This is a genomic window from Halanaerobiales bacterium (assembly GCA_035270125.1).
In the GTDB taxonomy this organism is placed as follows: Bacteria; Bacillota; Halanaerobiia; order Halanaerobiales; family DATFIM01; genus DATFIM01.
Map to the genome: position 1 here is coordinate 1 of DATFIM010000170.1, position 7,849 is coordinate 7,849.

Below are 7,849 nucleotides of genomic sequence, written 5' to 3' on the forward strand. Positions count from 1 at the left end.
GAATAAGTTAAAGGCATAATTATCATGGCCACAAATGCCGGTAGAATATCTGTAAAATCATCCCAATCAAGTTTGGTGATATTAGACATCATCATGGTCCCTACAACAATTAATGCAGGAGCAGTAGCGGCTCCAGGCACTATCCCAATAAGAGGTCTGAAAAATAGAGCCAAAAAGAATAAAATTGCAGCAACAACACCTGTTAAACCTGTTCTTCCTCCTTCAGCCACACCTGAAGCAGATTCAACATAAGTTGTAACTGTAGTTGTACCAAAAAGAGCTCCACCGGTAGTACCTATAGCATCAGCAAGTAAAGCACGATTTGCTTTAGGAAGATCTCCATTTTCATCTAAATATCCTGCCTGTTGACTTACACCAACCAAAGTTCCAGCAGTATCAAACATATCTACAAATAAGAAAGAAAGTAGAATCCCGATTAAACCTGCATTAAAAGCAGCTTTTATATCAAGTTGAAATAAAACTTCTGACCAATCTGCCATACTTGGCATGGCAAAAAATCCATTAAAAGCAGGTGTAACTCCATTAGTCCAACCAAATATTGTAGCAGCTATAATCCCCCATAATAGTGCTCCCTTTATCTTTAAAGCATGGAGAATACCAATCACAACCAATCCAAAAATAGCTACAAGGGATGGTCCACTTAACGGGTTACCAATGGTTACTAAAGTGGCTTCACTATTAACAGCTATATTAGCATTCTGCAAACCAATAAAAGCAATAAATAAACCTATACCAGAACTAATACCTGTTTTTAAAGCCATTGGAATTGCATTTACTATCATTTTCCTCACAGGAGTAACACTTAAAATAATAAAAATTATACCTTCAATAAAAATAACTCCCAAAGCTGCCTGCCAGGAAACTCCCATATTTGCAACTACTGAATAAGCAAAAAATGCATTTAACCCCATTCCAGAAGCTAAAGCAAAAGGATAATTAGTAAGAAAAGCCATAGCTAAAGTACCAAGAATTGCACCGGCAATTGTAGCAATAAAAACACCATTAAATGGCATACCAGCATCAGACAAAATAGTAGGATTGACAAATATAATATAAGCCATTGTCATAAATGTGGTAAACCCTGCAATTACCTCAGTCTTAATATCCGTATTGTTTTCTTTTAAATTAAAAATCTGTTCCATCATTCCACCGTTTTCTTCATTTACTTTACTTTCCATTTAATAAATCACTCTCCTTTTGGGATTTATATTGACCCCGCAGGAAAAAGAAAAAGCCTAAATAGAGTCTTCCAATATAAATAACTTCAAGGAAAGATTCCTATTTAGGCTCTTAAATTAAAGGTCCCTTCCCTCGTAGTTGGTTAGTTTACGGCTAACTCGTAGAAACTTGTAACCCATATTGTTACATTTATACGAGGTCAATATTAAATTATATTTACTAATATAATTGTACTTAATTTTAAATTAAATGTCAACTAATTTCTACCTCTTTTTTTAAATATTGGGAGGAGTAATTGCTGAAATAAATTCCAGTTGTTCTTCACCAATATTAGTTATTTTGTGAGGTAGGGAAGATAAAAAGTAAATACTATCCCCTTCTTTTAAATTATATTTTTCTTTTCCAATTTCAATCTTTAGTTCACCATTTTTAACCAATATACATTCTTCACCTTCATAAGTGTTTTTTTCTCTTTGTGTTTCTTCTCCAATTCCAAGTTTTGCTTCAATCATTTCAATTTGTCTATTACGAGAAGCAGAAATTAATTCTATCTCCAGATTTGAGCCTGGTATTTCCATTCTTTTTCTATCTTCTTTTCTTACAACAGTATTATAATCTTTTTCATCAACTAAAAAATAAAAGATGGGAGTATCTAAAGCCTCAGCTATTTGTCTTAAAGCATTTAAAGATGGTTCAGCGAGTCCTCTTTCTATTTGACTTAAATAACTTGAAGTTTTATTTATCTTTTGAGCTAATTCAGCCAGACTCATTGAAGATTCTTTTCTAAGATTTCTGATCTTTTTTCCCATTTTTTCTTTTTCACTCATTTTCAAACCCTCCTTTCTATTTGATAATATTTATTTTTTAAATTATAATTAACAAGTTTAATAATTTAAAAAATATTAACCTCTTCTTATTTATTATTCTACAAAAAACTACAAAATTCCTGCTTTGATTTAAATTTATTATTAATTATTTTAAATAAAATTACTCATAACTAAGTGCATCTACAGGATCAAGTTTTGAAGCTTTAAGAGCAGGGTATATTCCAAAAAATATTCCAACACTCATTGAAAATCCAACTGCCAATAAAATACTCGAAGTTTCAACTATAAAGGGCCAACCTCCAAGTTGAGATATAAAATAGGAACCTATAGAGCCAAAAATGATTCCGATTATGCCCCCAATAATACTCATAATTGTTGCTTCTAATAAAAATTGAATCAAAATATAGTATCTTTTTGCTCCCAGAGCTTTCCTGATTCCTATTTCTCTTGTTCTTTCCGTAACTGAGACAAGCATAATATTCATAATTCCAATACCACCAACAAGTAGTGATATAGCAGCTATTCCACTTATCATTAAGGTCATAGTACCTGTTACCTCATTTATTGTACTTAAAATTTGATCCTGACTAAATATTTTAAAGTTATCCTCACTTTCAAAATATTTGGCAAGAAAATATTCTATCTCTTTTACAGCATTATCTGCTTTTTCTGAAGATTCAGCCTGAGCCATAAAACTATTAATATATTTACTATTTCCAATAGAACTTAAATAAGTAGTAATTGGTATATAACCACTGTCATTTAAATTACCGGTAATTCCTCTATCTTTTTCTTCCATAACCCCGATAACTTTAAACACATAATGTTTTTCATTTGTATAATAAGTAATTTTATCTCCTACTGGATTATTATCTTCATATAATTCATCAACTATCTCTGAACCAAGTACTATTGTATTTGTTTTGTTATTTAAATCATATTCACTAAAAAACTTTCCAATTTGAGGTTTAAAATTATTTACTTCCTGATATTCAGCAGTAGTCCCCACCAGGCTAGCCTGATAATTTTTATCATCTACCATAAAATAACCACTACTCTGATTTTGAGGTATAACCCTTTTTACATCAGGAGAAAATTCTTCTATAGCTCTACCTAATTCTAAAGTAAATTGATCACTGGCAGTAGAACTAAGTTTTCCAAAATTACCACTACTGATTCCCGGGTTAATAGTGATTAAGTTTGAACCCATTGAAGAAATACTACCTGTAACCTGGGCCTGAGAACCAGATGCTACAGAGATTACAGCAATAACTGCTCCAACTCCAATAATTATTCCCAACATGGAAAGTAAAGTTCTTATTTTATTTCTTCCTAAACTGTTTATAGCAATTTTAAATGTCTCATAAAACATTAAACAAACACCTCATCTTTTCTGATTTCCCCATCAATTAGAGAAATTTTACGCCGGGCATGTTCAGCAATATTTTCCTCATGAGTAACAAGGACAATTGTATGCCCCTGTTCATTTAGATCATGAAATAAATCCATGATACTTTCGCCAGTAGCAGTATCTAGATTACCTGTGGGCTCATCAGCTAATATTAAATCTGGGTTATTGGCAAGTGCTCTTGCAATAGCTACTCTCTGTTTCTGACCACCGGAAATTTCATTTGGAAAATGTTTAAGACGGTGCCCAAGTCCAACTTTTTCTAATAAATCTTTTGCAATTTCTCTTCTCTCTTTTTTACTATATCCACCATAAATCAAAGGTAATTCAACATTATGGAGGACGGTTGTTCTGCCTAATAAATTAAATTGCTGAAAAACAAATCCTACATAATCATTTCTCAATTCAGCCAGTTTATTTTCACCTAGTCCAGAAACATCTTTTCCTCTTAAATAGTATTTTCCAGAAGTCGGGGTATCCAAAAAACCAAGTAAATTCATTAAAGTAGATTTACCTGAACCAGAAGGACCCATAATAGATAGAATTTCTCCTTTTTTTATTTTAAAAGATACTTCTTTTAGAGCTTTTACTTCAACATTTCCATTTTTATATATTTTTGTTAGATTTTCTACTTCTATCATTTGGAACGTCCTCCCATATTACCTCCTATACCTGAACCAGGTCCAAATGTTGGCATATTTTTACTACCATTAGCCTGAGCAAAGGTATTTAACAATATTTTATCACCTTCATTTAAACCAGATTCAACTGCAATACGCAGGCCATTACTTAATCCAGTTTTTATTTCTACAGCTTCAGTTTTATTTTCATCAACCACCTTAAAAACAACTTCTTTATTATTTTTATTAAAAACAGCTGTAATGGGAATAAATAGAGTATCTTTTTGCTCTCCTACAATTATTTCTACCTGAGCTGAACTATTAATTTTTATCTCTTTATCAGTTTCATTTAAAGTAACAGTAACTGGTAAAGTAACTGTACCTCCGGAATTATCTGCTTCATTAGCTATTTCAGTTACTTCACCTGTAAAAGAAGTAGCTGGAAGTGAATCCAGTTCAATATTTGCTTTTTGACCCAAACTTATTTCCTGAAAATTACTTTCTTCTATACTAATCTCTGATTTTAAAGTATTAGTATTTTTTATAGTAATTGCATTACCATTTTCATAATAATTTCCCTCTTCAATATAAACATCTGATACTAAACCACCAAAAGGAGCTTTTAGAGTTAAATTTTCTATTCTATCTTCAGCAATATATAAATTTAACTCTGCCTCCTCAATTTCATTCTTTGAACCGCTAATTTTTGCTTTTTCAAGAGCATTTTTCTTTTGGAGATAATTTAATCTTGCTTCCCTTTTATCCAATTCAACCAAAACATCACCCTTTTTGACCATATCTCCCTCATTAACATGTATTTTAGTAATTTTAGTTCCTCCACTTGTTGAAGGAAAAGATAAGTTTTCTTCATTTATAGGTTTAATATATCCCTGACCGTCAATTGTTTTAGTAATATTCCCTTTTTTTACAGTAAATATATTATTAGGATCAATTTTTTGTTCTTTACTCTCATTAGTCTGATAATAAAACTGATAGTAAACTCCACCACTTATTATCAAAACAAGAACCACAGCAACTATTATTTTCCAGTATCTTTTTAACAATTTAAAACCCTCCAGTGATATTTTCACTATTAACAAACTTAATAAATTCTAATTTATTAATAAAAATAGTATCTTTTATTGATTTAAGATTTATCCCTGATTCTCTGGCTACAATCCAATTATCCTGATATTCTAGATAATCAATTATTCCTCTATCATATTTAATTTCAGCAATATCTAATTCATTTTTACTTCTTTTATAATTTAATTCTTCCTTAGCAAGTCTATCTTTATCTAGAGATAATTTATTTAAATGATTTTCCAGATCTAATTTGAGTTTTCTTACTTTATCTTCATAATTATTTATATTATTTTTAAGAGAAGCTTTTTTTGATTCAAGATTAATTCCATGTTTTCCTCCATCATAGAGATTGTAACTAAAATCAATAGTAGCTGTCAGGTTTTCGCTTAGAGTATCATATTTTCCTGTTATTCTAATATTTAAATCATCTTCTTTTTTTAAATTTTCTAATTCTCTTTCCAAAATTTTTCTATCTAGTTTAATAGTTTTCAAACTACTGTTATTTTTTTCAACTAAACTCAGTAAATTTTCATTATTTAAATACTCACCAGTTATTTTATTGGTTTTCTCTTTTAAATTCAGTATAAAATTATTCTCACTCTGAAATAAAATATTCATTTTACCATTAAGTCCCAGTTCATTTTCAAATGAATTTATACTTTCATCTATATTATATCTTTGTTCTTTAAGTTTATATTTTGCATCCTCCAGACTATATTTTGCTGTTAAAAGTTGATTTTCTCCTCCTTCACCTATATTTTTTTCTTTTTTTACTTTTTTGAGATTATCTTCTGCTTTTTTTACACTTTCTAAGTAAATTTTTTCTCTTTCCTTCATTCGAACTATATTCAAATAACTTTGAACCCAGGTTATTATTTTTGAAGCTTTAATATTTTTCAATTCCTCTTCTGCATTAATTAGATCTTTTTTTAAATTATAAAGTTGATTTTCTAACTCACTATTAGTAATCGGGTAAAGCTGTTGAGTTAAACTAAGATCTATTCTCTCATCATCTTCAGTAACTCTTAAAGCAGGGTTAAAAGAAAGTCCAAAATCATATAGTTTATTAGCAGTAATTGATATACTATCCTGATTTATACTACTATCTGATTTCTCTTCCAAAGCTAAATTATCTTCTTCGTCAAAATGATGGGTATATTCTCCAGCAAAATCTATTTTCCAATCTTTTTGAGCTTTAACACTTTCAATATTTCTTTTTATTTGGTCGATATTGTTTTTTAGATCTTCAATTTCAGCACTATTTTTTAACCCAATCTCAATTGCTTTTTCAGGAGAAATACTCTCTGCTCTAAGTTTTTCAGTTGTAAAAGAAAAAATTAATGTAAAAATTATTAAAAATGAAAGTCCAGATATTATTTTTTTATTATTTAGCACTATCAATCACCTCTAATTCAACATTCATCTGCTGTCTTAAAACTATTCTCTTATTTATATAATTTGTTACCGCAGAAAGATAATCATATTCTGCCTGCATTTTATTTATTTCATAATTTAATAGTTCTGATTCAGTAATTAAACCTTCATTATATTGTTCTTTTTTTAACCTATAATCTTCTTTAGCTTTTTCAAAATTATTATTTTTTAATTGCATTTCTTCAATTGCCTGTTGGTAGTCATGATAGGCCAGAACACTATTATTTTCTATATCACTTTTTGCTCTTTTTTTAGAAATTTCAGCTTCTTCAACTGCCTTTTCAGCAATTTGTCTATCTATTTTAGAAGATGTTATTTCAGTTCTCTCTTTATCAAGTCTGGCTAATTCTAAATTCATTTCTTTTAATTTTAAATCAATACTATTATTTAATGCTTCTTTTAGAACCTTATCTTCATTTACTTGCCAAATTTCAGGTTTAATTAATTCAGCAAATTTTAAATTATCTTCTCTGCCAACCCCAATTTTAGTTTTAAATTCTCTTAAAGATTGTTCATAATTATCCTGAGAAGATTTATAATTATAACGTGCATCCTGATAATTATTTTTTTGTTCTAAAAGGCTAACATTACCAATATCTCCTATTTCATATTTTGCCTGACTCTCCTCTAATAATTTGTTTTCTAATTTTTCTCTTTTTTCTAAAATTTTCAGGTTATATTTAGTTAGTATTAAATTATTATATTGCTGTACTACATTTTTTATAAGAGAATCACGGGTACTATCATAAGTGTTTTCTGCATTTTTTAATGTGTATTTTGCCCTTAATTCATTATAATCTGATTGAGTAGTAAGATTATTAGCTATACTTTTTTGATACTCAAGTTTTGATTTTTCCAGACTGATTTTTGCTTCTTTTAAGTTAAGGTTGTTTTCTAAAGCCAGATCAAGAGCTGATTCTAAGCTAATATTTATTGTTTCTGCACCTACAAATGTTGTTGAAAAAACAATTAATAATAATGTCAATAAAATATAATTAGTTATTTTTTTCAATTGTATTCACTCCTTTTAATTTATTAAATAAGTTAACTATAAAACAAATATTATTCCTAAACCTAAAATCCAGCAATAATAAGCAAATATACTTAATTTCTCTTTGTTTATTAATTTAAGTAATAATTTAATAGAAAAATATCCTGCTACTGCTGCTGATAAAGTACCAACAATTAATTCTAGAGAAGTAATATTTCCCATTCCAGTAGTAGCTAGATCTTTTATTTTTAATAAAGTTGCCCCTCCAATTACAGGTACTGAT

Annotated in this window: 8 protein-coding genes and 1 riboswitch; all 8 genes read right to left on the bottom strand. The window is 29.1% G+C overall.

Translation table 11 applies throughout. From position 1 onward, the window contains the following. On the bottom strand, positions 1–1,199 hold a 1,199-nt coding region (locus VJ881_09030; GenBank protein ID HKL76195.1), incomplete at its 3' end, for an NCS2 family permease. A gap of 116 nt (positions 1,200–1,315) precedes the next feature. Further along, a riboswitch (purine riboswitch) is annotated at positions 1,316–1,417 on the bottom strand. Positions 1,418–1,475: 58 nt separating this feature from the next. After that, entirely contained in the window at positions 1,476–2,027 is a 552-nt protein-coding gene (locus VJ881_09035; GenBank protein ID HKL76196.1) for a helix-turn-helix domain-containing protein, read from the bottom strand. A 160-nt stretch (positions 2,028–2,187) separates the two neighbouring features. Continuing rightward, complete coding sequence (locus tag VJ881_09040; protein HKL76197.1) at positions 2,188–3,399, bottom strand: ABC transporter permease; 1,212 nt, start codon at positions 3,397–3,399, stop codon at positions 2,188–2,190. Then, positions 3,399–4,076: an ABC transporter ATP-binding protein gene (locus VJ881_09045; GenBank protein ID HKL76198.1), complete on the bottom strand. Its 678-nt coding sequence runs from the start codon at positions 4,074–4,076 to the stop codon at positions 3,399–3,401. Before VJ881_09045 ends, VJ881_09040 begins: the two co-directional genes overlap by 1 nt. Further along, positions 4,073–5,119: an efflux RND transporter periplasmic adaptor subunit gene (locus VJ881_09050; GenBank protein HKL76199.1), complete on the bottom strand. Its 1,047-nt coding sequence runs from the start codon at positions 5,117–5,119 to the stop codon at positions 4,073–4,075. Before VJ881_09050 ends, VJ881_09045 begins: the two co-directional genes overlap by 4 nt. Position 5,120: 1 nt before the next feature. Next, a complete protein-coding gene (locus VJ881_09055; GenBank protein ID HKL76200.1) occupies positions 5,121–6,536 on the bottom strand; it encodes a TolC family protein in 1,416 nt (471 codons plus the stop codon). Beyond that, positions 6,526–7,587, bottom strand: coding sequence for a TolC family protein (locus VJ881_09060; protein ID HKL76201.1), 1,062 nt, complete (start codon positions 7,585–7,587; stop codon positions 6,526–6,528). The genes VJ881_09055 and VJ881_09060 overlap by 11 nt, the downstream gene beginning before the upstream one ends. Before the next feature lie 36 nt (positions 7,588–7,623). Continuing rightward, positions 7,624–7,849: undecaprenyl-diphosphate phosphatase (locus VJ881_09065; protein HKL76202.1), on the bottom strand; the 226-nt coding region annotated here is incomplete at its 5' end.

Coding starts and splice junctions, on each gene's coding strand:
- VJ881_09035 (HKL76196.1), bottom strand. CDS start 2,027: ATGAGTGAAAAAGAAAAAATGGGAAAAAAGATCAGAAATCTTAGAAAA.
- VJ881_09040 (HKL76197.1), bottom strand. CDS start 3,399: ATGTTTTATGAGACATTTAAAATTGCTATAAACAGTTTAGGAAGAAAT.
- VJ881_09045 (HKL76198.1), bottom strand. CDS start 4,076: ATGATAGAAGTAGAAAATCTAACAAAAATATATAAAAATGGAAATGTT.